Source organism: Paraburkholderia sediminicola, assembly GCF_046027825.1.
Classification (GTDB): domain Bacteria; phylum Pseudomonadota; class Gammaproteobacteria; order Burkholderiales; family Burkholderiaceae; genus Paraburkholderia; species Paraburkholderia sediminicola_D.
This window is the reverse complement of sequence record NZ_JAQQDU010000007.1, coordinates 127606-153035: the sequence shown is the minus strand read 5'-3', so window position 1 is coordinate 153035 and position 25430 is coordinate 127606. Positions and strand designations below refer to the sequence as shown.

Annotated in this window: 37 protein-coding genes; 10 read left to right on the top strand and 27 right to left on the bottom strand. The window is 60.8% G+C overall.

Annotated features, from left to right (window positions below):
- Positions 1-2: 2 nt before the first annotated feature.
- The gene (locus tag PQQ96_RS06120; protein WP_408290015.1) at positions 3-419 is read right to left on the bottom strand and encodes a MarR family winged helix-turn-helix transcriptional regulator; all 417 of its coding nucleotides are present in this window, start codon (positions 417-419) and stop codon (positions 3-5) included.
- A gap of 86 nt (positions 420-505) precedes the next feature.
- Complete coding sequence (locus tag PQQ96_RS06115) at positions 506-1672, bottom strand: HPP family protein (RefSeq protein ID WP_408290013.1); 1167 nt, start codon at positions 1670-1672, stop codon at positions 506-508.
- 303 nt (positions 1673-1975) lie between these two features.
- Here PQQ96_RS06115 and PQQ96_RS06110 point away from each other — a divergent pair, with 303 nt between their 5' ends.
- The gene (locus PQQ96_RS06110) at positions 1976-2293 is read left to right on the top strand and encodes a DUF1840 domain-containing protein (protein WP_408290011.1); all 318 of its coding nucleotides are present in this window, start codon (positions 1976-1978) and stop codon (positions 2291-2293) included.
- Between the two features lie 596 nt (positions 2294-2889).
- A complete protein-coding gene (locus PQQ96_RS06105) occupies positions 2890-3348 on the top strand; it encodes a universal stress protein (RefSeq protein ID WP_408290009.1) in 459 nt (152 codons plus the stop codon).
- Positions 3349-3364: 16 nt separating this feature from the next.
- Here PQQ96_RS06105 and PQQ96_RS06100 read toward each other — a convergent pair whose 3' ends face one another.
- Entirely contained in the window at positions 3365-3931 is a 567-nt protein-coding gene (locus tag PQQ96_RS06100) for a DinB family protein (RefSeq protein WP_408290008.1), read from the bottom strand.
- Between the two features lie 372 nt (positions 3932-4303).
- Between PQQ96_RS06100 and PQQ96_RS06095 the strand changes: the two genes are divergently transcribed.
- On the top strand, positions 4304-4492 hold the full coding sequence (locus PQQ96_RS06095) for a hypothetical protein (protein WP_408290006.1): 189 nt from the start codon (positions 4304-4306) through the stop codon (positions 4490-4492).
- A 131-nt stretch (positions 4493-4623) separates the two neighbouring features.
- Here the strand turns inward: PQQ96_RS06095 and PQQ96_RS06090 are convergent, their stop codons facing one another.
- Together PQQ96_RS06090 and PQQ96_RS06085 are read right to left on the bottom strand one after the other, a co-directional pair.
- Positions 4624-5079, bottom strand: coding sequence for a YjjA family protein (locus PQQ96_RS06090; RefSeq protein WP_408290005.1), 456 nt, complete (start codon positions 5077-5079; stop codon positions 4624-4626).
- Positions 5080-5611: 532 nt separating this feature from the next.
- Entirely contained in the window at positions 5612-5818 is a 207-nt protein-coding gene (locus PQQ96_RS06085) for a hypothetical protein (RefSeq protein WP_408290003.1), read from the bottom strand.
- 409 nt (positions 5819-6227) lie between these two features.
- Here PQQ96_RS06085 and PQQ96_RS06080 point away from each other — a divergent pair, with 409 nt between their 5' ends.
- Together PQQ96_RS06080 and PQQ96_RS06075 are read left to right on the top strand one after the other, a co-directional pair.
- Positions 6228-7478 carry a metal-dependent hydrolase family protein gene (locus PQQ96_RS06080; protein WP_408290001.1) on the top strand — a complete coding sequence of 417 codons (1251 nt, stop codon included), beginning with the start codon at positions 6228-6230 and terminating at the stop codon, positions 7476-7478.
- A gap of 51 nt (positions 7479-7529) precedes the next feature.
- Positions 7530-8900, top strand: a complete 1371-nt coding sequence (locus tag PQQ96_RS06075; protein ID WP_408289999.1) for an MFS transporter — start codon at positions 7530-7532, stop codon at positions 8898-8900.
- A 15-nt stretch (positions 8901-8915) separates the two neighbouring features.
- On the opposite strand, the gene PQQ96_RS06070 is transcribed toward PQQ96_RS06075, so the two are convergent.
- Positions 8916-9782, bottom strand: a complete 867-nt coding sequence (locus tag PQQ96_RS06070) for a LysR family transcriptional regulator (RefSeq protein ID WP_408289997.1) — start codon at positions 9780-9782, stop codon at positions 8916-8918.
- Between the two features lie 117 nt (positions 9783-9899).
- On the opposite strand from PQQ96_RS06070, the gene PQQ96_RS06065 reads away from it, so the two are divergent.
- The 3 genes from PQQ96_RS06065 (at position 9900) to PQQ96_RS06055 (ending at position 11407) form a co-directional block, all read left to right on the top strand.
- Positions 9900-10229, top strand: coding sequence for an antibiotic biosynthesis monooxygenase family protein (locus tag PQQ96_RS06065; RefSeq protein WP_408289996.1), 330 nt, complete (start codon positions 9900-9902; stop codon positions 10227-10229).
- A 283-nt stretch (positions 10230-10512) separates the two neighbouring features.
- Positions 10513-10848: a YbjQ family protein gene (locus tag PQQ96_RS06060; protein WP_408289995.1), complete on the top strand. Its 336-nt coding sequence runs from the start codon at positions 10513-10515 to the stop codon at positions 10846-10848.
- 136 nt (positions 10849-10984) lie between these two features.
- On the top strand, positions 10985-11407 hold the full coding sequence (locus tag PQQ96_RS06055) for a hypothetical protein (RefSeq protein WP_408289993.1): 423 nt from the start codon (positions 10985-10987) through the stop codon (positions 11405-11407).
- Between the two features lie 205 nt (positions 11408-11612).
- On the opposite strand, the gene PQQ96_RS06050 is transcribed toward PQQ96_RS06055, so the two are convergent.
- Positions 11613-13055, bottom strand: coding sequence for an ISNCY family transposase (locus tag PQQ96_RS06050; protein WP_408289991.1), 1443 nt, complete (start codon positions 13053-13055; stop codon positions 11613-11615).
- Between the two features lie 243 nt (positions 13056-13298).
- Between PQQ96_RS06050 and PQQ96_RS06045 the strand changes: the two genes are divergently transcribed.
- Together PQQ96_RS06045 and PQQ96_RS06040 are read left to right on the top strand one after the other, a co-directional pair.
- On the top strand, positions 13299-13532 hold the full coding sequence (locus PQQ96_RS06045; protein ID WP_408289990.1) for a hypothetical protein: 234 nt from the start codon (positions 13299-13301) through the stop codon (positions 13530-13532).
- A 72-nt stretch (positions 13533-13604) separates the two neighbouring features.
- Positions 13605-14045: a hypothetical protein gene (locus tag PQQ96_RS06040; protein WP_408289988.1), complete on the top strand. Its 441-nt coding sequence runs from the start codon at positions 13605-13607 to the stop codon at positions 14043-14045.
- Positions 14046-14131: 86 nt separating this feature from the next.
- Here PQQ96_RS06040 and PQQ96_RS06035 read toward each other — a convergent pair whose 3' ends face one another.
- The 20 genes from PQQ96_RS06035 to PQQ96_RS05940 form a co-directional block, all read right to left on the bottom strand.
- A complete protein-coding gene (locus PQQ96_RS06035) occupies positions 14132-14356 on the bottom strand; it encodes a hypothetical protein (RefSeq protein ID WP_408289986.1) in 225 nt (74 codons plus the stop codon).
- The gene (locus PQQ96_RS06030; protein ID WP_408289984.1) at positions 14349-14816 is read right to left on the bottom strand and encodes a holin family protein; all 468 of its coding nucleotides are present in this window, start codon (positions 14814-14816) and stop codon (positions 14349-14351) included. The genes PQQ96_RS06035 and PQQ96_RS06030 overlap by 8 nt, the downstream gene beginning before the upstream one ends.
- A 4-nt stretch (positions 14817-14820) precedes the next feature.
- Positions 14821-15120, bottom strand: a complete 300-nt coding sequence (locus PQQ96_RS06025) for a hypothetical protein (protein ID WP_408289983.1) — start codon at positions 15118-15120, stop codon at positions 14821-14823.
- Positions 15102-15509, bottom strand: a complete 408-nt coding sequence (locus tag PQQ96_RS06020) for a hypothetical protein (RefSeq protein ID WP_408289981.1) — start codon at positions 15507-15509, stop codon at positions 15102-15104. The genes PQQ96_RS06025 and PQQ96_RS06020 overlap by 19 nt, the downstream gene beginning before the upstream one ends.
- Positions 15506-16138 carry a glycoside hydrolase family 24 protein gene (locus PQQ96_RS06015; protein WP_408289979.1) on the bottom strand — a complete coding sequence of 211 codons (633 nt, stop codon included), beginning with the start codon at positions 16136-16138 and terminating at the stop codon, positions 15506-15508. Before PQQ96_RS06015 ends, PQQ96_RS06020 begins: the two co-directional genes overlap by 4 nt.
- Positions 16139-16260: 122 nt before the next feature.
- The gene (locus tag PQQ96_RS06010) at positions 16261-17691 is read right to left on the bottom strand and encodes a hypothetical protein (RefSeq protein ID WP_408289978.1); all 1431 of its coding nucleotides are present in this window, start codon (positions 17689-17691) and stop codon (positions 16261-16263) included.
- On the bottom strand, positions 17692-18267 hold the full coding sequence (locus PQQ96_RS06005) for a hypothetical protein (protein ID WP_408289976.1): 576 nt from the start codon (positions 18265-18267) through the stop codon (positions 17692-17694). It abuts the gene before it with no gap.
- Positions 18268-18654, bottom strand: a complete 387-nt coding sequence (locus PQQ96_RS06000) for a hypothetical protein (protein ID WP_408289974.1) — start codon at positions 18652-18654, stop codon at positions 18268-18270.
- A complete protein-coding gene (locus PQQ96_RS05995; protein ID WP_408289973.1) occupies positions 18633-18905 on the bottom strand; it encodes a hypothetical protein in 273 nt (90 codons plus the stop codon). Before PQQ96_RS05995 ends, PQQ96_RS06000 begins: the two co-directional genes overlap by 22 nt.
- Complete coding sequence (locus PQQ96_RS05990; RefSeq protein ID WP_408289971.1) at positions 18905-19366, bottom strand: hypothetical protein; 462 nt, start codon at positions 19364-19366, stop codon at positions 18905-18907. The genes PQQ96_RS05995 and PQQ96_RS05990 overlap by 1 nt, the downstream gene beginning before the upstream one ends.
- 24 nt (positions 19367-19390) lie before the next feature.
- Complete coding sequence (locus PQQ96_RS05985) at positions 19391-20395, bottom strand: major capsid protein P2 (protein WP_408289969.1); 1005 nt, start codon at positions 20393-20395, stop codon at positions 19391-19393.
- A gap of 55 nt (positions 20396-20450) precedes the next feature.
- Complete coding sequence (locus PQQ96_RS05980; protein WP_408289968.1) at positions 20451-20579, bottom strand: hypothetical protein; 129 nt, start codon at positions 20577-20579, stop codon at positions 20451-20453.
- Between the two features lie 11 nt (positions 20580-20590).
- Positions 20591-20776, bottom strand: a complete 186-nt coding sequence (locus PQQ96_RS05975; RefSeq protein WP_408289966.1) for a hypothetical protein — start codon at positions 20774-20776, stop codon at positions 20591-20593.
- A 116-nt stretch (positions 20777-20892) separates the two neighbouring features.
- Positions 20893-21522, bottom strand: coding sequence for a hypothetical protein (locus tag PQQ96_RS05970; protein WP_408289965.1), 630 nt, complete (start codon positions 21520-21522; stop codon positions 20893-20895).
- Between the two features lies 1 nt (position 21523).
- Positions 21524-22054 carry a hypothetical protein gene (locus PQQ96_RS05965; protein WP_408289964.1) on the bottom strand — a complete coding sequence of 177 codons (531 nt, stop codon included), beginning with the start codon at positions 22052-22054 and terminating at the stop codon, positions 21524-21526.
- Positions 22055-22369: a hypothetical protein gene (locus tag PQQ96_RS05960; RefSeq protein WP_408289962.1), complete on the bottom strand. Its 315-nt coding sequence runs from the start codon at positions 22367-22369 to the stop codon at positions 22055-22057. It lies immediately after the preceding gene.
- 10 nt (positions 22370-22379) lie between these two features.
- The gene (locus tag PQQ96_RS05955; RefSeq protein ID WP_408289960.1) at positions 22380-22670 is read right to left on the bottom strand and encodes a hypothetical protein; all 291 of its coding nucleotides are present in this window, start codon (positions 22668-22670) and stop codon (positions 22380-22382) included.
- 82 nt (positions 22671-22752) lie between these two features.
- Complete coding sequence (locus tag PQQ96_RS05950; RefSeq protein ID WP_408289958.1) at positions 22753-24783, bottom strand: replication endonuclease; 2031 nt, start codon at positions 24781-24783, stop codon at positions 22753-22755.
- Complete coding sequence (locus PQQ96_RS05945) at positions 24780-25067, bottom strand: hypothetical protein (protein WP_408289956.1); 288 nt, start codon at positions 25065-25067, stop codon at positions 24780-24782. The genes PQQ96_RS05950 and PQQ96_RS05945 overlap by 4 nt, the downstream gene beginning before the upstream one ends.
- An 85-nt stretch (positions 25068-25152) precedes the next feature.
- Positions 25153-25323, bottom strand: a complete 171-nt coding sequence (locus PQQ96_RS05940; RefSeq protein WP_408289954.1) for a hypothetical protein — start codon at positions 25321-25323, stop codon at positions 25153-25155.
- Between the last annotated feature and the right edge of the window lie 107 nt (positions 25324-25430).

Sequence of the window (25430 nt, the reverse complement as noted above, 5' to 3'; positions counted from 1 at the left end):
CATTACTCAAAGTCGATCTGTGGAACCTGGAACGCACCTTCGAGCGATTTGAGCTCGGCACGATGCAGTTCCGCCAGTTTTGCCAGTACCTTTTCACCCGCTTTTTCAAGGTGGACCTCAACCTGACGACGGTCCGTTTCGCTAACCTGACGACGGACCAGATTGAGTGCCTCACACCGGGACACCAGCGCAACGACACCGTGGTGCTGCGCCTGAAGGCGCTCCGCCAGTTCCCCAACCGTTGCCCAATCGCGTTCCGGATAGCCCTTGATGTGCAGCAGCAGCAAATATTGCAGCGGCGTGATGCCTTCGCTCTGGGCGGCTTGCTCCGAGAAACGTTCAAAGCGCCGCATCTGATAGCGAAATTCCGACAGCTGTTCGAAGTCGGCCTTGCGCAGCCCGCGATTCCGTTCTTTCATTGGATGTCTGCCAACGCAAAAACGGCAATTATATCACAGAGTGATATAAATAATCGTGGGTAGGCCGTAGCGATGGTGTGCCGTCGTCATGCCGCCTGCTTGCCCTTCGCGAAGGTTTGGCGATACAGGCCGGAAATCAGATCCACCTGCGTAATCATGCCGACCACCTGACCCGCGGCATCGAGTACTGGAATATGGTGGTGGCCGTAGTTCGCGAACATTGGCACGAGGTCGACAATCGGCGATGCCGCCTCGACCGTGCAGACTTCCGTGCTCATCACTGAGCCGACATTTGGCGCGGAAAGTGGATCTCGACGCAGCCAGCCGTCGAAGTAGCTAGCGATGGAGGAAGACTTTCCGAGTGCTCGCTTGTCGAGCAGATCCGCGCGGGTCACGATGCCGAGCAGCCTGCGCGCCGAATCGACGACAGGCAGGGCTTTCACATGATTGCGTTTGAGTTGCCCCCAGGCGGTCGCGGTCCGGGTGTCCGGCGCCACCGTCACTACGTGACGTGACATGATGTCCGCGCACGTTAGTTCATTGAAGGTGCGCGAGAAGGCCTGAAGCTGCGTCTCGCGCAGCAGTGACTCGAGGTCGTCCGGATCGATGTCCAGCATTTCGCTGCGTCTTTGCAGAACCGCTTCGAGATCCGCTCTACTGAAGCCCGAACGCGACGCTTCCTCGGCGGGTGAGCCCGCATTGACCCGGTTCTGGCGGCCGGCGTGCGGATAGCGATGACCGGTGGCGGCATGGTAGAGAATCGCCGCAACGAGCAAGGCGATCGATTGCACGGCGATCGGCTCAAGCACGAACGTGTAGCCTAGCGCATGCACCGTGGGCCCGCCCAGCACCGCCGTCAACGCAACAGCCCCCGAAGGCGGATGAACACACCGGAGCGCGAACATGCCGCAGATCGACAAGGCGACAGCGAGGGCCGCCGCGAGAATCGGGTCCGCAATCGTGCTCGCACAGGTCACGCCAATCGTCGCGGAAACGAGATTGCCACCAACGATGGACCATGGCTGCGCGAGCGGACTGGCCGGCACAGCAAACAGTAATACAGCCGAGGCGCCCATTGGCGCGACGAGAAGTGGAATGTTCGCCGCGTGTCCGAGCAGAAGATGCATCGAACCGCCCGTGAACGCGATGCCGAGCAGCGCGCCGAGGCAGGATCGCCAGCGCTCCTGCCACTTGACTGCCATTGGGGCGGGAATGAAGCTGGAAAACCAGCTGATTGCGATGGATCGAAACAAGATCTGACCGGAAAAGGGGTTGCACGAAATCAATCGCGAGGCCATGACCTTAAGGGGGAACCTTCGCGAAGCGAAATAAACAATCGTCATGATTATATTGCATTGTGATATATCCCGCTGCTTTGGGTCAGCCGCAGGGAGGGTTAGGCCGTGCCCCATCCGCCGTTGCGAACGCTTTGGGGTACCACGCGCGGCCTTCCGGCAGGCTCAGTAGCTGTTAAATTAAATCATGTTGTGATATAAGTGATTGCAGAACCACTGGACAGGTAACTGGCAAGCAACATAAGGGAGGGAGCGACCATCATGATGATCACTTTTCAATCAACTGCGTCGCCTGACGTTGTGATGCTTCGGGATCTTGCCCAGTATCTGCTGGGTCTGATCGGTAAGCGACTCGACTCCCGCGGCGTCATCATGCACGACGAGTTGCCGGGCGCAATCAGCCGTCTCGAAGCAGCGATCGAGGACGAGGCCAAGGCCGAACTTGTTCTTGAAACGCTGCAGCGCTCTCCTGGCAACCGGCGCGATTCAGGCAGCGGACTTTCACAGCGCGCCTGGCCATTTCTGGACATGATGCGGGCGGCGCGCAAAACGGACGCGGACATTCTCTGGGGACTCTAGCCGTCACGCGCACGAACGGTACGGCCTTAGTCAAGCGCGTCGGCGGCGACGCGACTAATGCCCGTTGCGCGTCCGGTTCCACCAGTGCCGACGCACGGCAGGGTGGAGAATCCTCTCCCGCAACGTCGCGCGGCGCCCTTGCATAATGACAACGAGAGCCACCATCGCGAGGATCGCGGCAGAAACGGCCAGTTGTACTAATAAATCCATCATGATTTGTCTCCGATATTTTCTTGCCACCGCTCAAGGTGCAACGTTTCCAGCAAGCTGCCGATCAGAATGATCGCCAAGCAACGCAACGTCCCTTGAAAACCTGCATGAATGGAATCTGCAGTTTGATTGGGGGAAGACCGCTGAACGTAGCGCGCGCCCCTCGGTAACACGTGTCGCGCCCGAGGTTGCGAACTCGCTGCACTGATCGTGTTGGCATGTCATTTATCGCTGTCAGTGCGACATATTATATCATTCGGTGATATATAATGAAATCCAGAGATTCGCGCGCAGATAGCCGTTCAGCCCCTCAGCCGTTCTTGGCGAGACACAGCGGGCGCCGCCGGATTGCCTTCCGCGCCGTCGCAGTGAAAGGGGGAGGGTGTATGTCGAGTTTCGGCCGTGTGCTGCTTTGTTATGACGCAACCCGTGAAGGGCAGCAGGCGCTGAGAGAAGCGGCCGCGCTGGTCGAAGAACTCACGGTGGAAACGCACGTACTCTCCATTCTGAGTCACTCGGTATGGGTACAGGGCGCAGACATCACCTCCGCCGTGCCCCTTGACATCGTCGAGAAGGCCGCCAGAGATCTGCTTCAGGAGGGACTGAGCAAGCTAGCCGCGCGTGGAATCCGGGCAACCGGGCACTTCGTCATCGGGGAGCCATTAGATCAGATTCCCCTTTTCGCGAAGGATCTGAACGTTGACCTTATCGTGGTAGGTCATCGTCATGCCACCCGACTGGCGCGCTGGTGGGCCGGCAACAACGACGGCCGACTGCTAGACAGAGTCAGTTGCAGTGTGCTGGTCGCGATGTGCCAGGCCGGTGATCACGAGCCGAACCCGTAGGGGCCGGTCGTTCCGTTCACCGTTCTTCGATATGAACGACCTCTGGTAAAGGCGCCGGGCCACGAAGCCGGCGCGAGGGTTCTGTCCTGTGCAGATGCACCGCGTAGGTGTCCCACGGCAATTTGATGCCTTGCTCTGATCCATTGGAAACCTGAACAAGAATTCGTCCTACCTCACCACGGTGATAACCGCCATGGGTAACGACGTGGGTCAGCATTTCTTCACGCGTCATATACCCACTGTCCCCATCTGTGAACGTAAAGGGTACAGATTCGGAAAGCATGGCAGGAGTAACCGTCCCCACATAGTCGAGGTACCAGGCATCCGTATCCGATAAGCCAGTACGCAGTTCCGCGAGCGCTGGGGTGTCGGGCGTATTGTCCGACGAGAAGTCATGGTCTTCGCCAACAAGATGCGCCGCGAAGATTCTGTTCACCACCAGACAATGATTCATGAGCCGGATGGCAAGATGCCGCTCCGTCGGATGACGCTCAGCGCTCAATCCGCTCATGGCCTCAAGTAACTCACCATTAGCCCACGCTTGATATCGGAACATCTTGAGAAGTAGTTCAACTGCACTCATGGTGGCGATCTCCTGATCATGAATCATATGCGAGTTTGGGCTTGACATTATTTCCGCAGGGAACTTGCATGTCTACTCGCATTCCCGGCACAGAAGCGGCGATACCGTAGAAGCCGTGACTAGCACGTTTCCTGGCTACGGCAGAGGCAATTGCTGAGGCAGGAACTCGCGTTCCGAATCGAGGGCAGGTGCCTCCGATTCAACATGAAGAGGTGAACGCATCTTACGGATGCCAATCAGGACAGGAGATCGTTGACTACCGGCCTGAGAGCGCGCATCGTGGTTTCTGCCGGCGGTGACTCGTACTCGCCATGGCTACGACCGCCAATAGGCTGCGCACCGGCTTGTAACCCACCTCACTGGAGAAAATCCATGAAGAAGGACATTGTTCTGGCATGTGTGCTCTTGACGGCCTTCGCGATGCCAACTGCCACTTTTGCGCAGCAGCCTAATGGCGACAACCATGATCATCATGACGTACGGCCCCCGCCGCCGCCGCACCACCACCATCACCACCATCATCACGCCGCGCCGCCGGTCCAGCACGAGAGCAATCACTGACGTGATCATGCAGTCGTACCGGACGAACCACGCTGGAGGGGCGGCAACTTACCAGCGGCAAACGCCGGGAAGGGTGCAGTGCGCAACGCACCCAACCCGTCACCGAGCGGGACGCATTGCTCCATGCATGCTCACAGCATGGATTTCCCCTGGGCGAGAATCTTGTCGCAGATCTGCTTCGTAGCTTGTTCCTTCAGGCCGCCACCGCTCAGGTCCAACTGCTGGCCGTTGCCGCTGCTCAGGATACCCTTGGCACCGTTGGTATAGCCGCTGTCGGATGAGGCTGAACTCGAACCACCCGGGAGCTTGCTCATCAGTGAATCCTTGACCGACGATGCACCGTTGCCGCTGAGATAGTTGTTCTTGATGCAGAACTCCAGCACGCCCGCGACGTTGCTGGAGCTGCCGGAGGTCAATGACTGACCTGACAAGGCACTGCCCATGCCACCGAGGCTCCCGAGGCCACCGGTCGATCCGCTACCCCCGCTCTGGTTGAGCAGGTTACCGAGCTGCGCCTGGGCGGCCGAAACGGGTAGCAATGCGGCGATCAGAATCCCTGTGGCGGTGAGATACATACGTGCTTTCATACTCGAACTCCTTCTGCTGGCTGGAAATCCTCTCTACTATAGTGCCTTTCAGACGGATAACAGACAGCGCCTCACGTTAAATATTGTGTGGTGCAATAAGGGAGGAGTCGCGCATTTTCTCTGAAACCGGACCGATTCTGGGTGAGTCCGGTGAAACGATGGCACGGTGCATGGCGAGCGGTTTGCGGTGGAGCAGGGCCGGCAGAATGTGTCGCCTGGGCACGAAGTGCTGCTGGATCGGACCCAGGCTCAATGGAATTTACAAAGGAGTACTGTATACATCCGCGTGAACCGCTTCATGTCGTGACCATTGACGGGACCGGAAGGGCGCCTTCAGCGCCTGTGGCGCATCACTTCCCAGCAATCGCGATGGTCCATCTGCCTGAGCTTGCGCCGTCGTATCGTTTCGCGCCAATAGTGAACGGAAACCAGCAGCACGGCGGCGCTCAGCGCACACAGACCTACGACGATTCCTGTCCCAGACTCGGCCACGGAACACTCCTTGACTGTAAGACTGATCAAGCGATACGTGTCATTCGTCGTTCAGGATACGAGCGGCAGCCTTCAGAAACATCTGTCCGTTATCGGTAACGAGAGGACGTTGTTGCCCGGAAGCGAGGTTTTCCAGCGTGACGAGTTGGCGGTCCAGAAGCGCTTCCAGATCGGCACCGTCCAGACTCAGCAGATCCGGTGCATCCTTGAGCAGCATGAGGGTCGCGAATTCATGTGGACTGAGCATCTCCGTCTCCTGGCTGAGCCTGTTGCTTCGCTGGGAACCTGATCCGTTGGCCTCGCTTCGCGAGCAGGATCTATTCGGGGATGGCTGCTGCGGGATGTCACCCTGCGTTCGGATGGCATGTCGCGCGCCAAGGCACTCATCTTAATGCTGAGGTGTCCAATAGATCAATATGTGGGAAAAACTTTTTCGACATTTTTACGGCACCCGCGTGAAGCCATCGCGGTGCAGCATAACATGGCGACCGACGAACACGTGCCGCTTCGCGCCGCGTGTTCGTCAGCGCACATACTTTAAGCTTGCTAAACCGATCCTGATGAATATCCTGGCAGCGCTTCCATACGCTAGCCGGCATACTCGAGCCGAGGCCCGAATGCCGGGCGCTGCGATCGAACCCTGAAGGAGACAACAGTTGACCACCTTCCTCTTCCGTAACGGCGCGCTTCTCGATCCTACCCATCCTGATCTGCTAGAAGGCTTCGAAGTCCTCATTGAAGACGGCTTCGTCCGTGAAGTTTCCGACAAGCCGATCAAGAGCAGCACCGCGCGCGTCATTGACGTCAAAGGCAAAACGATCATGCCGGGTCTGATCGATCTGCATGTGCATGTCGTTGCGATCGAGTTCAACCTGCCGCGCGTCGCGACACTACCTAACGTGCTGGTTACGCTGCGCGCCGTGCCGATCATGCGCGCGATGCTGCGCCGCGGCTTCACTACCGTGCGTGACGCAGGGGGTGCAGGGTATCCCTTCAAGCAGGCGGTCGAGTCAGGGCTGATCGAAGGTCCACGTCTCTTCGTATCCGGCCGCGCGTTAAGCCAGACGGGTGGTCATGCCGATCCGCGCGCCCGCTCTGACTACATGCCGCCCGATTCACCCTGTGGATGCTGCGTGCGCGTGGGTGCACTTGGCCGCGTGGCGGACGGCGTCGATGAAGTGCGCCGGGCCGTGCGCGAGGAACTGCAGATGGGCGCCGACCAGATCAAGATCATGGCTTCGGGCGGGGTTGCTTCACCGACCGATCCGGTCGGCGCGTTTGGTTACTCTGAAGATGAGATCCGCGCCATCGTGGCCGAAGCTCAGGGGCGCGGTACCTATGTGCTGGCGCATGCCTATACGGCTGCGGCGATCGCGCGCGCGGTGCGCTGTGGCGTGCGCACAATCGAACACGGCAATCTGATTGACGAGGAGACCGCTCGCCTCGTCGCGGAGCACGGCGCGTATGTCGTGCCAACGCTTGTCACTTACGATGCCCTTGCAAGCGAGGGCGAAAAATATGGCCTGCCGCCGGAAAGCATTGCCAAGGTCGCGGACGTGCATGGCGCCGGCCTGCACTCGATCGAAATCATGAAGCGCGCCGGGGTCAAGATGGGATTCGGCACGGACTTGCTCGGCGAGGCACAGCGCTTGCAAAGCGATGAGTTCCGGATTCTGGCCGACGTCCTGTTACCGGCCGAGGTGATCGCGAGCGCGACCATCGTCGGAGCGGAAGTGCTAGGCATGCAAGACAAACTCGGCAGAATCATGCCGGGTGCCCATGCCGATGTGCTCGTGGTCGACGGCAATCCGCTGAAGTCTGTCGATTGCCTGTTAGGTCAGGGCGAGCATATTCCGCTTGTGATGAAGGATGGCCGGCTCTTCGTCAACGAACTCGAAAGCGCTTGAACGTATGGCCCTGCGTTAGCGGTACCCCACAGTCCCTATCGGAGTCTGTTCATGTCGATGATTGCTGCCCGCATCGAGCGCCTGCCGTTTTCAGGTTTCCACCGCCGTCTGCTGTTGATGGGCGGCCTCGGCTACACCTTCGATGCGATGGACGCTGCCGTGCTCGCTTTCCTGCTGCCGGTGCTGCGCACGCAATGGGGGCTGACGAGTGTCCAGACGGGCGTGCTGGGAAGCGGTACGTTCATCGGCTATTTCGCCGGCGCGATGCTCGCAGGCATGCTCGGCGATATCATCGGCCGACGCAAGGTCATGATGTACGCGCTCGTGATTTATTGTGTGGCGTCACTTGCCAGCGCGGTAGCGAATGACTGGGGATTCTTTCTTGCGACGCGCATTGTCGCCGGCTTGGGGACGGGCGCGGAAAGCGCCATCGTCGCGCCGTTTCTGTCGGAGTTCGTGGCGCGGCGGTATCGCGGGAGTTTCACGGGTAGCCTCGCGGGGTTTTTCTCTTTCGGCTTCGTGGCGGCTGCACTGCTTGGCTATCTGGTGATCCCGCTCGCACCTAATGCATGGCGCGCGGTCATGGTCATCACTGCGCTGCCCATTGTGATGCTGCTCTGGTGGCGCCGCGCGTTGCCTGAGTCGCCACGCTGGCTCGAGGCGCGCGACCGGCACGCGGAGGCCGATGCGATCGTGTCGCGGATGGAGGAGGAGGTGACCGCGGCGGGCATGCAGTTGGAGCCGCTGCCTCCCGCGCGCGACGGAGGCGTTCCGCTCGCAGCGGGACGGGCCTCGATCGTCGCGAACGTCAAGGCGTTATGGTCGGCGAAGCTCGCGCGCATCACGGCGATGACGTGGCTGATGTGGCTGTCCATCACGTTCAGCTACTACGCTTTTTTCACGTGGATTCCCGGCTTGCTGGTGCAGAACGGGATGACGATTACGCGGAGCTTTTCGTATTCAGTTGTGATTTACCTTGGACAGATCCCGGGATACTTTTCAGGTGCGTGGCTCAACGAGAAGATCGGCCGGCAGGCTACGATCGCGTCATACATGATATTGGGCGGCGCATCGGCGCTCGGGCTCGCGTTGACGCATACGGATACTGGCATCATGGTGTCGGGCATCCTGCTTTCGTTCTTCATGAACGGCACCTATGCCGGCGTTTATGCTTATACCCCGGAGGTTTTTCCCACCGACGTGCGCGCGACCGGCACTGGGCTCGCTTCCTCCATTGGCCGACTGGGCGCGATTGCTGCGCCTATTCTCGTCGGGTATGTCTATCCGAGGCTGGGCTTTGCCGGGGTATTCGGTGCGACGACGCTGGTGCTGCTGACCGGTGCGTTGGCCGTGGTGCTCATGGGGGTGCCGACACGGGGAAGGTCGCTGGAGGACATTGCAGCGGGGCAGGTCGAACATTAAGCAGAAGGGCGCTGATCATGTTTGCTGGATTTCCTTCAGCAAACTTGCCAAAGCATTGACCTTGGGCTGCGGAGCGTCTTTGCGCCAGATCAGCAGCGTCCGGACGCTACGGTATTCGCCTTTTAGTTTGTGCACTGACAGCCGGGCTCGTTCGGTATAGGTATCGAGAACCGCGGCGGGAATCAGCGCAACGCCCATCCCTGCAACGCAGCAGCCGAGGATGGCGTGATAAGAACCGAGCTCGACAATCCGTTGCGGGGCGACATTGTCGCGTGCGCACCATGCCTCCAATCGCTGACGATGTGGACAATCTGGCTCGAAGGCCAGTAGCGTACCCGTGCGCAAATCGCGAGCCGACCGGATTGGCGGATGATCCGGGGGGCCAATAATCACCAGATCTTCGACATAGGCGAGCATGGCCTCCAGTCGCGCATCGGAAACCGGCTCGGCGACCAGCGCGGCGTCCAGTTCACCGGCGAGGACACGCGCGGTCAAAGGCCGGGGCGCGCCAGTTCGCAGTTCCACCGATAAATCGGGAAAACGCTCATGCATCTGCCCGAGTAGTGATGGAAGGCGAATGGCCGCCGTGCTTTCCATTGCCCCCAGGTTAAGCACCCCACGCGGGACTTCATCGTGCATCGCGCCACGCGCCTCTTCGGCAAGCGCCAGCAGGCGGGTCGCGTAGTCGAGCAGAACCTTGCCTTGTGGCGAAAGCTGAAAACGCTTGCCCTCACGTATGAAGAGCGACACATCGAGATCACTTTCCAGTTGCTGAATGCGAGTCGTGATATTCGACGGCACTCTGTGCAGCAATGCCGCAGCACGAGTGATGCCGCCCGTATGAGCGACAGCTTGGAATACACGCAGATCAGTCAGGTCCATTTTCTTTAAATGAGAAGACAATCTTCCGATTTATTCATTTTACATGAACAACCACCAAACCTAGACTCTGCAATACCCGCTGCAATGTCGCACGCGTGGCTTTGTGAAGGAATTGAAATGATCGTGACTGTCTTCAGGTCAAGGCTGAATCCTGACGCTCAAGATGAGTACAGGCAGTGGGCGTCCCGGATGAGCGCTCTGGCAGCCGACATGCCCGGCTACATCTCGCACAAGGGCTTCGTTGCCGAGGATGGCGAACGCGTGACCATCGTGGAGTTCGAATCGGAGGAGGGAATGCGCGCCTGGGCAACGCATCCGGAGCACGTGGAGGCGAAGAAGAAGGGGCGTAGCGTCTTTTTTTCAGAATTCAGAGTGCAGGTCTGCAACGTCGTGCGCGACACAGCCGACCATTGGTCGCGCACGGCAGGAGCACGGACGATACTGTGATGTGAAGCATGATGTGAAGCGGCGTTCCCCGGTTTTTGAGGAATTGTCGGTCCCGCAGGCAAGCGCGGTTGCTGGGCATCCGTGACCGGGTATAAAGATTCTGGCGTGAATGCCGTTATCCAGCGTATGGCCCCGTGTTCACGTTCAAAGCAGATTCGCGCAATCCGCATAACAAGCCTGACTCGCAAGTAGTCTTCCAGAAGCGCGGGAGCTAGCAACGGGCCATCGGGCCATCAGCGTGTCCGTGGTCCGTCGGAGACGACAACTCAACATTGAGACGACGATGATAGAGCGACATAGGGTTACGACGGCGTTTGAGCTTCCGGGGCACCGGATAGAGCGTTCCTTCGGCGTCGCTCGCGGGATCGTCGTTCGATCTCGATCCATCGTTGGCGCGTTCGGCGCATCACTGCAGACGATTTTCGGCGGCAACATCACGCTTTACACGTCACTGTGCGAACGAGCGCGACAGGATGCATACAACCGCATGATTGCGCAGGCTGCGGAGTTGGGTGCAAACGGCATCATCGGCATGCGGTATGACGCAACCGAGATAGCGAGGGGCATCACCGAGGTGCTGTGCTACGGGACGGCGGTCCACGCAACGCTGCTGGTTTGAAGCGCGCGTACTGAGCGAGGCTGACGACTCGGTCACATATGGCTACATAGACAGGTTCGACCACGTACCGCGAACTCCTGGACCAACCATGCTACGTCACAACATAGCGAATCAACGACGCGCTTTCGCCGGCATCATGCTGGCTGCGATTTCCAGCCTGATAACCGGCTGTAGCGACGGGATCGCAGAGGCCGACGTCGCATTCGTTACCGCCGGAACGCCGGCCCAATTCGAATCACTACGGATGTACGGCGCCGTCCCGGATAACATCCCTCTGGGCAGCAGCAACGCGCATGCCGCGGGCCGGCTTCACCAGGGGTGCCAGGCGATCATCAGCGTCGATGGCCGCGATGTGCCCGTGACAGTGATTCTCGAGAACGATCAGGGCGCGTCCTTCGATCTTGACGTCACCCGTACGTCTGACGGGTGGAAAGTTACTTCGGATGGACTTAGACCGCCGAGCACGGATCCCGTTGGTTTCCGCACGCGGTTTACTACCTGTGTGAACGCGCTTCGGGACAAATATGCGGCTGAACCGGAGAAGGCTCCGTTCAAGTGAGCTTTGATGGTGCTGGGTGCTCGGTAGCGCCTTGCTGTCCAATTTGACGAAATCTGGCGAAATCTGAGGGGGGTGTCGAGGCCATTTCAAGATGTCGTGGTGGCAGCCAAATAGAAATGTCGTGTTTTTTAGGGTTAAAAGGCCTGTCTTTCATGGGTTACTGATCACGCAGTGTCGAAGGATCCGTTGTGAATGGGCAGGGCGCTTACGTCTGTTTCGACTGACCTTGCCGACCACCCGCCAGGTTTACGGGCTGCGGTTTTATCTGTCTTTGCTGGGCAAGATCCACGACCACCTGTTCGATGTCCGCCTGCGTGAATTCGCGTTGCTTCTTCTTGCCCGGCGAACGGTTTTGCCCCTTCGGTGGAGCGCCAAGATGAGTCCGGGAGGGTGCCTTGCCAATCCGGCTGTTATCGCGTTGAACCTGCATCGCCTGCGAGACCTGACGCACGTAACCCAGACGCTTGTGCTCGACGATGCCCCCCTGATCGACTTCTGTCAGCCGGTCATATGAGTGGCACGCAATCGCCTTGCCATCTGCACGGATCTCGATACGCCCGTGCGGGTACTCCCACACCTCGATATACCGATCGATCAGCCGTCGGTTCTCCGACGTATCGTCCATCAAATAACGAACCCGGTCGTACTGCACGGTCAGCGCCTTCGTCACCTTGCGCGGCTCGCGCCACGTGAGCACGAGCTCAAGGTTCTCGTCAGCCCTCAGCGGGCGGTGTGCGTCAAAATCGCTCTTCGGAGGCTTGGCGAAACGCGCGTTGTAGGCAGCCATGAAGGAGGGCGCCCAGGCATTGGCCGCAGCCATCGTGCTGATGTCGCGCAACCGCATTTCCTTCACCAGCCGGTCCTGCAGCGTCAGGTGGGCGCGCTCGACACGACCCTTGGCCGGGCTGCTGTTTGCACAGATTGTGTCGATGTTCAGCTCGTACATCGCGCGGCCAAACTGCGTCACGCTGTTGCCGGTCTTGCTCGCGGCCGTATTCCGGAACACGCTCGCCTTGTCGCTGTAGAACGCCACCGGCTTGCCGTGACGCTCGATGTACGTACGCGTCGCCTCGAAGTAGCTGAACGTCGATTCGGTGGCCGTGAAAAGCACGTGCATCAGCCGGCTCGTTGCGTCGTCGACGTACACCAGCAGCGTGCACTGAGGCGCCCGGTCCTCGAACCACGGATGCTCGCTGCCGTCGATCTGGATCAGCTCGCCCAGGCACGACCGCCTGGCGCGTGGCTGGTAGACCTTCGGTGGCCGCTGCCGGCGCGGCACCCATAGGCCCGCGTCCGTCATCAGCCTGCGGACCGTTTCCTTCGCCAGACGGATGCCGTGGCATTCGACCAGCTTCTCGCAGGCCAGCGTCGGGCCAAAATCGGTGTAGCGCTCGCGGATAATCGCCAGGGCACGCTGGGCCTCGTCGTCGTCCAGCCGCCGGTTACCTGGTCGGCCGCGTTTGCGTGAGACCAGGCCCGCTGCGCCTGATTCACGGTATCGGATTACCAGCCGCTCGATCTGCCGCACGGTCAGGCCCAACCGTTCGGCAGCACGTCCAGGTTTCAGAACCCTATCCATAACAGCCTGGATCACCTTCAGTCGGTCGAGTTCGCGCATGTTCAATGTCACCAGTGTCGCTGGATGCATCGCCGGCTCCGTAGTCCCACAAGGAACCAGCAAGCATATCCAGGCCCAAACACGACATTTCTATCTGGCTAGAACACGACATTTCTATAAAGCTACTACGCCAAAAGTGTTGATAATTTATCTTATGTCAAATCGTCGCCGGTACAGGAAAACGACAGTATCAGGCCTTGCACTGGCCGCCTAAGCTCCGATTAACGTATGCAAAACGCTTCTTTTCCGCAGTTCGCTTCGCCGAGGTTTGCGATGCTTGATCTGTTCGGGCAAGTCGTTGTTACGTATGAAGATTTGGAGCTTTGGGTGTCCGCTCTTGCCCCTGGCTTCGCCGGCAGCGACCAGCGCATGGCGTACTACATCCTGCATTGGGACGTGGCCGGCAAGGTGCGCCGCGCCAAGCTGGCCGGCACCTTCGAAAGCATCATTGAAAACGCCCGCACACGCCGGGCGTATCTGTCACGGCGGCTGGGAATCCCCGGCTGACCGCGTGTGGTTTGCCCGCTTCGGCGGGCTTTTTTTCAAGCATAATCCCGCGCACCACACACCGGAGTTTCCATGAAAATAAAAGCCGCCCTGCTTGCCGCCCTTGCAATCTCTTCCGCGTCCGCTCAGGCATTGCCGCTCGACAATCTGATGAGTTGCTCCCTCTCCTCGAAGGATTTCTTCACGCGACTGGTCCAGTCTCAAGTCATCGAAACGCCTGCATACAAGGTCACACCCGAAGGCTTTAACGCCTTCAAAGAGGCATTCCCCAACGCACTCACATTTTTTGGCATGTCTGTCGGACTGGTCGTCGGATATGCAGACGATCCGCTGTTTTTTAAGCCTGGTCCTAATGGGGCGACCCCAGCCTATGACGGATATGGATTCTTCGTTCAAGCACCCCCAGTTGCCGTTCAGGCAATTCTCGATAGCGCAGGTTTCAAGGCCACTCGCGTGCATGCCGAGCCGTCTGGCTTAACATTAGTTTCATGTCGGTTTCCTCGACCTCAGTAAGCAAAAAGCCCCTGAAAACAGGGGCTTTTTTCATTTCCGCTTGAAGCGGCCTTTGCTGTCGCGCGACTGCCGGCGTCGATGCTTGGTCATTCGTTTTTCTCCATCATGGATACACTGGTCTCGAGTTTGACCACACGGCCCTCCAGCGCATAGAGCCGGTCGTCGGTTGCCTTTCCTTCACTGCGCATGTCCACCATGCCCACGCGCACCTCTGCCACGTCGTGCGCGATGCCGCTCATCTGCCATATCAGCGTGCCGGCCGTCACCGCGAGCCCCGCCACACCGACCCATTTCGATACGTTGTCAGCCATTGCCAGCCCCTTGCCGGGCCTGCACGACATTCTCTGTCATGTGCATTGTCCCGAGCCCGAGCAGCCCGACCAGCAGCGTCATCAGCGTGTTGTTATCGATCGCTGGCGGAATCGGGATATGCCACCAGCCAATCGACGCCCACATCAGCATCGGCCGCGCGAGTATCTGATACGCCAGCCCCGCCGTACACACCCACATCACCGCCGGCCGCGCACCCGATACAAAGAAATTACTGTTGGCCGCTTCGGTGTTGTTGGTCTGCACCTGCGCAAGCGCCAGCTTGACCTGTCCATCGAACTGGTCCAGTTCGCCGCGCTGCTGCATCTGCAATAGCTGAAGGTCAAACTGTTCCTGCGCCTGCTGTTGCGCGGCCTTGTCCGGCCACACGCGTTTAATCACCGTGCTGATGAGGTCCGCGACGCCGCCGCCCGGCGCGATGAGATCGGTTAATACGCTCATGGTCTTACATCCCGATTGACTGCATCGTCAGGCTTGAATCCAGTAGCGAATTCACCGTGGGCGATTGCGTCGCGTTGCTGGTGTTGAGCGTCGTCTGGTCAGGGATCGCGCCCATGCCGGGTGTGGGGTCTCCCCCGCTAAACAGTGAGCCCGTCGCATAGCTGAATAGCGACGACGACAGGCCCGTGACGCCGCCGGCCGCCGCATATTTGGCCTCGACGTACCAGATCACCGCCGCGATGCCGACGACGACCAGTCCAATTTCGAGCGCGTCGTCTTTCAGGCTCACAGTGAGAAGTCCCACGAATTCAGATCGCTTTCTCCCGCCTGCGCCATTGATGCGCTGGTCGCCGCGGCAATGGCCGCGCTGTCGGAGTCGGGATCGTAGGCCGCCGACGTGTACGCCTGATCGAGTCCGCCGGTCGTGTCGGTGCCGACGCCTGGCAGATAGCTGTTCAGGCTCCCCGCCGAACTGTTGGTGGTGCCGAACAGCGAACTGACCGCGTTGGTTGCCGCTGCAATGCTGGCCGCCAGCGCGGCCGGGTTGCTCGCGTTGGTGGTCTGCTTGGCCGTTGCCGGCGTGCTGGTGCTCACCATCGTCGGATTGATGAACATCTTGTACACGACGAATCCGAGCACCACGACCGCCAGCCCGATGGCGACGTTTCCGATGGTGTTGTCAGGCTTGCTCATGCGACGGCGCCCCCCGCTGCCTGATACCACGCCTGCAACGAATCCAGCGCGTTAGTTGGCTGTCCGTAGCTGTTGTAGCCAAGGCTTGCCCACACCGGTCCGCACGCCTGCACGGCTGCGGCGAAATTGCCCGCGTCCACGTCCGCGAGCGCGCCCTTGTTCGTGATTAGCTGGATCGCCATCGCGTCCTGTGTCGCCGGGCTGAAGTCTGACAGCCCCGTCTGTTTGCACAGCGTCAGCCACGTCGGATGGTTGATCTGATACAGCCCGGCCGCCGTCGAATCGAGCGCCTGATTCAGAATGTCCGGATGCGTGCTGTAGTCGCTGAAGGTCAGCGGGTTCGACGGCGTTGCGCCGCACAGCACGTTATAGCCGCTGTCCGTTTCACCGATCAGCGATGCGCCGACCTCGCTCTGTCCGATCATCGCGAGAAACGCCGTGCGGTTGCTGGTGTTGCCGCCACTGCCTGAAAACAGATCCATGAAATCCCCTGTTGCGCCGCCCAGCGCGCTCCCTGCTACGTCGGTATCGCCGCCGCTATCCGACGACGATCCGCTCTGGTTTAAAAAATAGACCGCTGCCGCGACTGCCACGATCAGCAGCACAATTCCGCCCTGGTTGTTGTCCACTATGCGAACCTCCACACGATGGCCGTTACCGGCGCCGGGCCGCTGCACTGCACGCACAGCAGGGACGCCGCAACGAGCGCGGCGCCCGCCATCGACCGCAAGGTGTTTTTCATTGCACGTCCTTATTGTTCGTACCACTCGAACATCCCGCCAATGTCGTAGTTCACCACGCTGGCTTCCATGGTCAATCCATAGCCGGGCGGGATAACGATTGGGTCCGCGCTCGGATAATTCGACGTGACTCCGGCTCCGGACAAGGCGGTTACCCCTAGCGTGAATGCGGGCGATGCAGTTGCGGTGGTGTCTGTCCGGATCTGCCCTTGGGCCGCTGCTCCGCCCGCCAGCTTCGACATTCCCTGCCCCACCAAAGTGGTCGCCTGCGTGGAATTCAACAGCAGCGGCACCGAGATTGCCGTTGCGCCTACGTCGTAGGTCGATACCTGCTGCACGTACAGATTGACGCCCGACCCGGCCGGGTTCCATAGCTGAATCCGTGAGTATTGGGACGCTGCCGAACCGGAACTGTATCCGGCACTGAACGACTTTCCCGCAACCGAGCGCACCTGCTGCGTGTTATCGGTAATCGCGCCGATGGTGTTCGATCCAGTGCCCAAGGTCACCGCGCCGATACTGTTTGTACCGGCCGGCAGCGGCTGGTTCGGATCGAGACCTACAGTGACAAGCGACACGTCCGGCGCACTCGACGCGATTGCAACGAGGCTTGCTGTACCGCTGCCCGCGATCACCGTCGAGAGGCGCGCGCGCACCTGCGGATAGCCCGCCACAGGCAGTTGCCATGAGTGGATCCCCGCGCCCGCCAGTGCGAACGTCGTATCGGTCAGATAGCTGTCCGTCCGCGGTGCCTTGAGCGAAATCCAGTTGGTGCCGTCGTACACCTCAAACGTGATTGCACCGGCCGTGATCGTGCCGGATGGCGCGACCGTGAAAATCACCGTGTCATAGCCCTGTGTGTTGACGGTCTCCGCAGTGTTTAGCGCCGTGGCCGAAGTCCACGCGGCCGTCACGGGTGCCTGATACGCGTCATACACGGGCACGGGCGAGCCCACACCGTTGGCGATACTGACCGAGCCAGACACGTTGGCTGTGCCCGACACCGACACCGGCATGGGCGTTGCCTCCGCGTCCGTCTGCAACTGCACGGGCACAGGTTGCGCCGTCGTGTTGGCGACCGTGATATTGGACGCCGTGACGTTGACGGTGCCGCCCGCGATATTTACGGGCACCGGGTCGGCCGACGTGTTCGTGATCACGCTCGCGTTCGAGAGAATCTGGATATCCACATCGCCGCCAGTCACGATCGCACTGATCGTGTCGCCGGTTGCGGATGCGATGGTCAGGCTGTCAAAGCCGCCCTCCGGCGTCAGCTTGTAGCCGCCCAGCACGCCGTTCACCGTATAGGCGACCTGCGAGCCCTTCAGAAACTGGACCGTCAGCCCCGCGCTGTTGCCCGATGACAGGACCTGCAACACCTTTCCTTTCTGTTGGAATGGCGTCGCTGTGCCGGGCGTGAGCGTTGTTCCGATGTTCTGCACTTATGCCCCCTTCCGCTGGCTCATGAACCACAGCGCCACGATGCAAATCGCGATGCCACCTAGCACGATGGTCCGCTGGTCGCTGGTGTCTGCGTCTGAATATGCCGTTGCCAGCGTCTGCGCGTTGTTCGCGTATGCGCTCGACAGGTTGCTCGCGTCGCTGCTCATCGTCTGATCGAGCAGGTTCGCGAAGTTCGCCGCCATCGTCTGTACCGATGACGTGGCATTGTTCGATGCGGTGCTCACTGCATTGATGGCCGTTCCGGACAGCCATTCCGCCAGACTGCTGTTCGACGTGATGGCGCTATTCGCGATCTGCTGCGAATTCGTCATCGACGCCTGCGCGACCTGCGTATTCGCATCGAGCGCGCTGGTTCCTTCGTTTAGTACGCCCTCAATGGCGTTGTTTGCCGTACCGAAGGCTGCGGTAATCGCGCCATCGTCCAGGCTGTTGACCGTGATGGTGTTGCCGCTGCCCGAGGTTGATACGCCCGTCCCGCCCGATACCGATTGCCGGTTGTCCTGGCTGGTCGTGCTGGTGTTGCTTGCGCTTGATGAACTGCTGCCGCCAGCCATTCAAAACTCCTTTTTCATGATGACGCCGCGCGGCAGATGCCCCACGACGCGGTATCCCTGTTCGATGCCCTTGCGGATCAGGCCCGGCCGGCGCGTCTGGAAACTGGCGCTTGCCGGCCGCTGCGCTTCGAGGCACGCATTCAGCACCAGCGACAGATCAATATCGGCCTGCCCGCCGTAGACCAGCACATGCAGGTTGCTGCCCTGCCACTGCTGCGACCATCCTGCTACCGCGTGTCCGCCTTCCTCTACCAGCCAGCATTCGCCCGCCAAAAGTAGCTGCTCTAACGTCTCGCTGGTGGTGCAGAAGCGTTCCGCACGCCGCACGAAAGGCCGGATCTCATCCGCCGACGCGCGGCGCGCGGTCACAGCTTTTTGCGCAGCCACAGCCACACCGCCCCGCCTACCGCGAGCAGCATAAAAATGCCGCTTGCCGAACTGGTGAGGTTCGACACCGCCGAGCCCAGCGATGCAATGCCGCCCGTCACGTTCGATAACCCAGCCGTCAGGCCCGGCGTCGGCGTGGCGGCCGTCGTGAAGGAACCATCGTTGAACGTCACGACGTTATCCATCGCGGCATCGGACGGCCCCGCGTAGTTCGAGGTTTCCGGCCCGCTCATCGAGAATGGCGTACCCATTACAAGTGTTCCTCCTTCGCGAACAGCACCGCACCGCCGATCAGCAGCAGCCAGAACAGCAGGTTGCCCGGCGTCGAACTCACGACGGCCGAACCCGGCCCCGGCCCGGTGCCAATCGGATAACTGACCCCGTTGGCGGCCTTGTAGTAGCCGACGCCAGTTGTGGACGCCTGCGAGTTGATCGAGTCCAACGCAACGATGGTGCCGAGCGTGTCGGCAAACGCCGCGTTGATATCAATCGGACTGGCCGCCGACGATCCCGACGACTGCAACGTGCCGAGGTCGCCCGCCGTTGCCGTTGGCGTCGGCGGATCGGTATAGGTCGTGACGCCGTAGCCGCTGCCGATATCGTTCAGCCCGAACAGCGACGACAGCGAACCATCGCCGCTGGTTGCGTCCGTGCTGCCCGAATCGTCCGTGGCGCTATCGTCCGAGCCGCCCGGCATGGTGAAAAGTCCCATGTCTACTCCCTCCGGTTGAACCGATTAACGGCCGGCCGGATCGAGCAGGCGCGTGTAACCAGTGAGCGTGACCGGGCCGCCAACGGTCGTGAGACGCACGAACACGTTGTTGGACTTGGTGGTGTTCAGCAGCTTTTCGCGCAAGCCTTGCAGATACCAGTCAATGACCAGAAGGCCCGCTTCCTGCACCTTGCCGTACTGGTTCTGAACCGTCGCAAGCTGGGCCGGCGTCGCCTGCATGATGATCACGCCCGCATTGAACACCTGAATGTTCGAGATCGAGCCCGCGCCGCTGACGTACGCCCACGTGACCGTGCCGTCCGCAATCGATGCTGCCGTGGTGCTCGGGCCGGCACCGCTAGATGCCGTGGTGCCGCCCGTGGTCGCCTTGTACAGGTTGCCGTTTGCCGTCACCAGTGCGCCCGTGGCAATCACCGTCGAAACTGTCCACGCCGGGCCATAGTTGGTCTGGTGGAAAAACAGTTGCTTGATGATGCCGCCCGACTGCCCGACCGGCAGCGCGATATCGTTGTTCTGTGCGTTCTGGAAGTTGTAGTTCGCGAACAACTGCTTGAGCACGAACTGGTTCGTGCTCGGATCGTTTTCGGTCGTGTAGACCGTGACGCCACCGACGCCCACGGCCGGCGCCGTCGATGCAATGTCCATTTCCAGCGTGAAACTCTGGAACAGGTTGGACGGATAGCACGCCACCAGCATTTCGGCCGCCTGGCTGGTCGGCTTGCCGGCCGCGCTCGATGACTTTGCGTTCTGCTGCGTGAAGTCAAGCCAGAACGTGAAATCGTCGTTGACCTTGCCGTCATACAGGTTCTCGTTTTTCAGGTCGCCGCCGGCCACCGTGAAAACCGCCTTGCCGTTCACCTTCAGGCGCGCCTGCGTGATCTGTTCACAGGTCAGGCCGCCGGTAAGCTGGACCTTGATCTGTTCGTACGTCACACCCAGCGGGAAATTGACGATGATGGTGCCGCCCGGGTAGTAGGGCGTGACGTTGTTCTGTTGCTGGATGCGCATGGCGCTCCTCTCTGTGTGATGAAGGGTGGGTGTCCGCTAGCTGGCCTGGTGTCCGTTAGGACATTGCGCCGCCGGGCATGTACGGCCCGATCACAGGAATGGCAACGAAATTGCGCTGCACGAAGGCGCACAGCGTGACGACGCCGAGAATCACGGCAGCGGTTTTAAGGTCTTGACGGTTCAAGGTTGGCTCCGTTAGGAAGTGGTGGTTGAGGTAGTCGCGCTGTTCGTGAGCGACCAGATCGAGTTACCGTCGACCAGTGCCTTAATGAACGGGATACGCGAAATCAGGATCGAAGCGCCGACGACGCCAATAGTGGTGGCGATGATTTCCATCACCATGCGGTTCCGACTCGGAAACCAGTTATCGCCTGTCGACACGTCCTGCCCTCTGCGTTGAATGAGTCCGCAGAATCCCAAAGAAAAACGCCGTGGTCACTGTTCGTGAATCACGGCGTTTTGCGGCGAATCGCGGACTCCGCGAATCACGGTTTTTTTCAGTTTTTCGGCACTGACACCACGCCCGGCGTGTTGACCTTGGCCCGCACGTCACGGTGCAGGTAGTGGAATTGCGGCAGCTTTAGAATCTCGCGGTGGTCACAGAACATGGTGTTGGCCATGACCTTGGCGTCGTTCACGTAGCCCACCGCGTAACAGCGGATCTCCGAGCAATTTCCGAAAAAATCCTTGTCCACCTGTGCCGGCCGCTGGCACGTGCCGATGATGGTTAATCCGCGGTGCCGCCCTGCCGTCGATAGGTTTTTCCATGCCGGCGGCGCCCATGTCGGCGTCGTCACGCGTGACAGTTCCTCGACCACCACCACCCAGCCGGTTAGCTCCCACGCGACGCGGCAGAACCGGTCGAACTGGGTTTTGACGTCGGTATGGTTCGGCACGTAGACGATGCGCTTTTTCTTGGCCTTGATCGCCGCGACCAGTTCCGCGACGCTCGACACGATCACGCCACCAATCACGGCCGCATAGCCGTCCGTTGCTTCGAGCGGCGACCAGACCAGAATCGGGGCTCGAGTTTTTTTCAGCCACGCCTTGACGTATAGCCCCTTTCCGTTGCCGCTCGCGCCCACCACCGCGATGATGTGCGCCTGATTGCTGGTGCCGGCCGTCATGTCACGTCCCGAACGCGGGCGCTTCCGGCGCGACGGCTAGCTGTTCCTGCGTCATCGATCCCGGCTTGATCTTAGGCGCGGCGAGCTTCGCGGCCTGTTCCGCCTTTGCCTTGTCCATCATCGGCTTGACCACCTGATAGGTGCCGTACCCGATCGGTGCGCCGGCCACCGCGAGCGCGAATAGAGGATGGCCGAGCAGTTGGCCTGCCCCGCCCCAGCCGTACGCCTGATCGCAGCGCCCGAGCGCCGCCGCGAGCGCATCCATGCGCGCATTGGTCCACACCGGCTCAACCGGCGGAATGACGGCCGTCAGCAGTTCCTTGGCCGCGCCAAGCGCCTCGCGCCAGCCGGCCGCCACCGTCGCCGCCTCCGACTCGATGGTGGCCGCTTCGGCCGCTTCGACCTTCGCGGCAATGTCCGCGTGTTCGGACATTTCTTCCTGGGCGATGCCCGCCAGCACGTCCACCGTCGAATCGGCGCGCGTGTCCACGACGGCCGCTTCGAGCGTCGTCGCCTCTGTGATCTTTCCCATTTAAGCCCCTGAGAGAATGCCGCCGAACAGGCCGCCGCGCGGCTTCGGTGCATCGGTTTTTTTCGGTGTTTCGACGGGTTTCACCGCCGGTTTGGGTTCCGCGATTCGCGGCGATTCGCGGACCACGGCAGGCGCTTCATCCGGGTCCGCTTCCGGCCGGATTTTCGCCATGAAAAGCCGGTTGCCCCGCTCCTCTTTCTGCGTCAGCACGACACCGCACCGCCCGCACTTGTAATAGGCCATGCCGCGCACGTTCGAGCGCACATCAACCTCATGGCTACAGGTTCCACAGTCCGCTTTTCCGAGATACGCCATGGCCGCCTCCTTACGCCGTGACCGGGGGGACTGCCGGCGCGGCAGGTGCCACTTCTGGCACTGCCGGTGCCACGGGCGCGGCCGGCTCTACGGCGGCCGGTGCCGATTCCGGCGTCGGTGCCGGGGTCAGCGCCACGATGGCCGGGCGCGTCGCCGCCGCTTCGCCCTCGACCGGTGCCGCCCGCTTGGCGTTCTCCTCCAGCGCCTTCAGCCGCGCCTCGATTTCGTGCAGTGCGTCGATGATGAACTTCGGATGTGTGGCGTTGTGCGCCAGCGCTTCGATTGCTGCCTTGATGCTCATGTTGGTCTGCCTCGTTCTAATGTGCGGGCGTGAGAAGGCCGCCCGCTTGCCCTAACCTGCCTGCGTGCCCAGCTTCATCGTGTCAATGGCCGCCGCCATCATGCGAATAAGGGCGGCTTGCTCCTTCAAAACGATTCGTGCGGCCTGCGGAATGAGCGCCGAAGCCCTCACCACCTTGTCCACCTCCGCTTCGTTGCGCATCGCGTACTGCGTCAGCGTCGCTTTTTCGCTCATTTTCTCCGTGCTCCGTACAGTTATTTACACAGGTCCAAGGCGCGCGCTGCGCGCGCTTCAAACCCAAATCCAAACCCTTCAATCCGCGCTCGACGTAGCCCGCCCGGGTAGAAGGTGCGCCCGCACCAGCAGACGTAGAACCTTCCCCAACCCATGTAACCGCCGATGCGGAAGTGGCACCTGTGCGATATGCCTGGTGTTTCCGGACTACCTGCCATGTGTATCTCCTCGATTCGACGGTTACCGTGCGCGGCAGAATGTCCGTCCAGTTGCCCAGGGCGTCGTGCACCTTCGCGACCTCGAAGTACTCCACGCCGACCGGTCTAGCTGCGGCCGGTTCGCCGTAGGCCGTGAGCGCGTCGCTCGCGACCGTTGCAATGCGGATGCGATAGTTACGGCCGCAGAAAACGCCCCCTTGCGCTTCGACGTAGTGGTCCCACGCGACAGAGGCGTTTTCCCGGCCCTCGAACTTCGCCACCTTGTTGACCGCGTTGAATGCCTTCAGCACGTGCGCCGGTGCGTCAGACGGCACGCTTTCAACACGGCGCATTTCACGCCACGGGCCGACCGGCGGCCCGCCTACCTGCTGGAACTGCTTGATGCGCCAGCGCGAAGCCCATGCTTCGACACGGGCCGACGTATCGAGCGAGTCATTACCCAACAGGTCCTTTTCGAGCTTGTGCCCGTCGATGTTCTTTGCAACGTATTTGGCGATGTAGGCCGCCGCCGTTCCAATCGCCGGGTCCATCGTCTTGAAGTCGCACCGCCTCTCTTGCGCGCCCGCTTCATCACCGTCCATCTGGAGCGCGTATCGGCGGATAGTGGCGCGGATTTTCTGATCGTTCTCAGGCGGATAGAACACCAGCAGGTGCCAATGCGGCGTGCCGTCGTGCATCGGCTCAGCAATGCGGAAACCATAAAGCCGCATGCCTCGGTTAGCCAGTGAGGTGCGAATGCGAGCAAACACGCCGCAAAGATATTTCTGTGCATCTTTCGGTTTGGTGTGGTCGTACTTCGAGTTTTTGACGGCACGGCCACCGATGATTTTGTGGCTATGCATCTTTGACGGACAGGTGACAGTGAGGAAAAGCCCGGTGTGGCCGTGCGCGATGGCGATTCGCTCGAAACCGTTAATACGTGTCATGAGTTCCGCGCGCTTGATGGCGCGGTTAGCCGGTCCCTTGGCCGCCAGTTCTGCCAGCGTGAATTCCTGCTCTGTCTCGACGTTGCGCGCAATGGTCGCCTCAAGCGTCGCCGCGTTGCGTTCGTTCTGCGCCTTGCGGGCCGCCAGCGATTCATTCGACACGTACATGTCGCGCGACTTGTTGACGGTGCCCAGCTCAATCGCCGCGGACTCCAGCGCGCGGGCGTGCGCCTTACGCAACTGTCCGGTCCACCACCTGGCCGCCACCATGCGACGCACGGCGGGCGTGTCGTCGTATTTCTTGGCCGGTGCCTCGATGCCGCGCGCAATACACAAACCTGCGAGCTCGCACCGCGCCTCGAATGCCTCGACCGCCTCCGCTTCGTCGGCCGACACGCCCGCCGCGCGCAGGGCATCGCGGCCGTGCTGCTGCATGTCTGCCATTTCGAGCAGGCGCACGCGACAGCGCTCCGCTCCCTTCCACGCCGCGTCGACTACAGCGCCGTCGTCGGCGTCTAGCGTCAGGTCGTCATTGACTGCGAACGGCAAAAGACGCGCCACGGTGGTCCGTAGCGTCTCGTTTGCATTCCGCTGGGCTTCGTTCGCACCGGTGAGCTTTTCCGGGTTGAATCGCGAACGGCGACGCTCCCACGCGCCGAGCAGCGAGCCGCACCAGCGCGCTGGCAGCGACTCGACCATGGCGTTAGCCCATGCTTCGTTTGATTGGTGTATCACCAGCCACGCCCCTTAAGGACACGGGCGCGCGCCCGTCCGTACGCATCGGTATCAACCGGCGCACGCGACGGACGCGGCCGCATCGCTTTGAACCTGTCCAGTGCTGCATTGATGACGGGCATGCACTCAGCGCGTGCCCTGTCGAATTCCGCACGACGGCGAGCCGTCCACGGTGTGGGGAGAACGTGCGTTGGGCCGACCGAGCCGGGCACGTAGCCGAAAGACACATCCTCCGGACCTTCGGCGTTGTAGCCGAGATCATCGAACGCGGCCGACGTGCTCATTTGCGCCGCCAGTTCGTGAGAACGTCCATCAACAGAACGCCCGACGCTGCACCGGCCAGATAAACGATCAGCAGGACGGGGGTCATTAATCAAACTCCCGCGCGCAGATGATCGAGTCCACCAGATGCTTTGCGCCTTCCATCGTCCGCAGCCCGAAAGCGACCACGCTTCCCTCCTCGTTCATCACGGCAAACCAGCCGTCGAACAGGATTCGCCAGCCTAGGTAAAACGTCGTTGCTGGGATCGGCGCCTCCATCACGCCCCCATCCAGTGGAAAACGGCATTGATCGCGGCGAGCACGCGAGCGCGCCGCTCAAACGGGCTTCGAACGGCGTAGCCGCCGATGGATGACTTGCGAATTTG

Coding starts and splice junctions, on each gene's coding strand:
- PQQ96_RS06040 (WP_408289988.1), top strand. CDS start 13,605: ATGAAAATAAAAGCCGCCCTGCTTGCCGCCCTTGCAATCTCTTCCGCG.
- PQQ96_RS05945 (WP_408289956.1), bottom strand. CDS start 25,067: ATGAGCACGTCGGCCGCGTTCGATGATCTCGGCTACAACGCCGAAGGT.
- PQQ96_RS06120 (WP_408290015.1), bottom strand. CDS start 419: ATGAAAGAACGGAATCGCGGGCTGCGCAAGGCCGACTTCGAACAGCTG.
- PQQ96_RS06060 (WP_408289995.1), top strand. CDS start 10,513: ATGATAGAGCGACATAGGGTTACGACGGCGTTTGAGCTTCCGGGGCAC.
- PQQ96_RS06030 (WP_408289984.1), bottom strand. CDS start 14,816: ATGAGCGTATTAACCGATCTCATCGCGCCGGGCGGCGGCGTCGCGGAC.
- PQQ96_RS05960 (WP_408289962.1), bottom strand. CDS start 22,369: ATGGCGTATCTCGGAAAAGCGGACTGTGGAACCTGTAGCCATGAGGTT.
- PQQ96_RS05955 (WP_408289960.1), bottom strand. CDS start 22,670: ATGAGCATCAAGGCAGCAATCGAAGCGCTGGCGCACAACGCCACACAT.
- PQQ96_RS05970 (WP_408289965.1), bottom strand. CDS start 21,522: ATGACGGCCGGCACCAGCAATCAGGCGCACATCATCGCGGTGGTGGGC.
- PQQ96_RS06100 (WP_408290008.1), bottom strand. CDS start 3,931: ATGAGTGCAGTTGAACTACTTCTCAAGATGTTCCGATATCAAGCGTGG.
- PQQ96_RS06105 (WP_408290009.1), top strand. CDS start 2,890: ATGTCGAGTTTCGGCCGTGTGCTGCTTTGTTATGACGCAACCCGTGAA.
- PQQ96_RS06065 (WP_408289996.1), top strand. CDS start 9,900: ATGATCGTGACTGTCTTCAGGTCAAGGCTGAATCCTGACGCTCAAGAT.
- PQQ96_RS06075 (WP_408289999.1), top strand. CDS start 7,530: ATGTCGATGATTGCTGCCCGCATCGAGCGCCTGCCGTTTTCAGGTTTC.
- PQQ96_RS06085 (WP_408290003.1), bottom strand. CDS start 5,818: ATGCTCAGTCCACATGAATTCGCGACCCTCATGCTGCTCAAGGATGCA.
- PQQ96_RS06070 (WP_408289997.1), bottom strand. CDS start 9,782: ATGGACCTGACTGATCTGCGTGTATTCCAAGCTGTCGCTCATACGGGC.
- PQQ96_RS05965 (WP_408289964.1), bottom strand. CDS start 22,054: ATGGGAAAGATCACAGAGGCGACGACGCTCGAAGCGGCCGTCGTGGAC.
- PQQ96_RS06005 (WP_408289976.1), bottom strand. CDS start 18,267: ATGGCTGGCGGCAGCAGTTCATCAAGCGCAAGCAACACCAGCACGACC.
- PQQ96_RS06090 (WP_408290005.1), bottom strand. CDS start 5,079: ATGAAAGCACGTATGTATCTCACCGCCACAGGGATTCTGATCGCCGCA.
- PQQ96_RS06095 (WP_408290006.1), top strand. CDS start 4,304: ATGAAGAAGGACATTGTTCTGGCATGTGTGCTCTTGACGGCCTTCGCG.
- PQQ96_RS05990 (WP_408289971.1), bottom strand. CDS start 19,366: ATGGGACTTTTCACCATGCCGGGCGGCTCGGACGATAGCGCCACGGAC.
- PQQ96_RS06045 (WP_408289990.1), top strand. CDS start 13,299: ATGCTTGATCTGTTCGGGCAAGTCGTTGTTACGTATGAAGATTTGGAG.
- PQQ96_RS06020 (WP_408289981.1), bottom strand. CDS start 15,509: ATGAGCAAGCCTGACAACACCATCGGAAACGTCGCCATCGGGCTGGCG.
- PQQ96_RS06050 (WP_408289991.1), bottom strand. CDS start 13,055: ATGCATCCAGCGACACTGGTGACATTGAACATGCGCGAACTCGACCGA.
- PQQ96_RS05940 (WP_408289954.1), bottom strand. CDS start 25,323: ATGGAGGCGCCGATCCCAGCAACGACGTTTTACCTAGGCTGGCGAATC.
- PQQ96_RS06110 (WP_408290011.1), top strand. CDS start 1,976: ATGATGATCACTTTTCAATCAACTGCGTCGCCTGACGTTGTGATGCTT.
- PQQ96_RS06035 (WP_408289986.1), bottom strand. CDS start 14,356: ATGGCTGACAACGTATCGAAATGGGTCGGTGTGGCGGGGCTCGCGGTG.
- PQQ96_RS06055 (WP_408289993.1), top strand. CDS start 10,985: ATGCTGGCTGCGATTTCCAGCCTGATAACCGGCTGTAGCGACGGGATC.
- PQQ96_RS05985 (WP_408289969.1), bottom strand. CDS start 20,395: ATGCGCATCCAGCAACAGAACAACGTCACGCCCTACTACCCGGGCGGC.
- PQQ96_RS05995 (WP_408289973.1), bottom strand. CDS start 18,905: ATGGGTACGCCATTCTCGATGAGCGGGCCGGAAACCTCGAACTACGCG.